Source organism: Mesorhizobium sp. WSM4844 (assembly GCF_055811775.1).
The window spans coordinates 1-350 of the sequence record NZ_JBVVQB010000210.1; the positions used below are offsets into that span (position 1 = coordinate 1).

The 350-nt window shown below is 67.4% G+C and carries 1 pseudogene; it reads right to left on the reverse strand.

Annotated elements, in window-relative coordinates:
* Window positions 1-350 (reverse strand): annotated as a pseudogene (locus AC0L2A_RS36465) (transposase); the annotation flags it as partial.

A 350-nucleotide genomic window follows, 5' to 3' on the forward strand; every position in this document is an offset into this window, starting at 1 on the left:
CCGGCGTCGCTTCAGGACGTCGGGGCGATCCTGCTCCAGTGCGTGCGCGGACTTTTTTTGAATGTCCAGCCGTGCCGGCCGAGCCAGGCGCTCAAGGCGCTGCGGCTGATCCGAAAAGACTGCTCGACCTCCAGACGCGCCACCATCTCGTTCAACGTGATGTCCTTGCGCTCCTCGATCAGCCCGAAAATGAAGGCGTCATGCGCATCCAGGCTGGACGCGCGGCGGCGGCCCTGCGGGCGCGGCGACAGTTCGCCGATCCTGGCCCGCGCAATCCAGCGGATCGCGCTCGATATGCCGACCCCAAACCGTGCCGCCGCCTGTCGGGCCGACATGCCGGCATCCGAAGC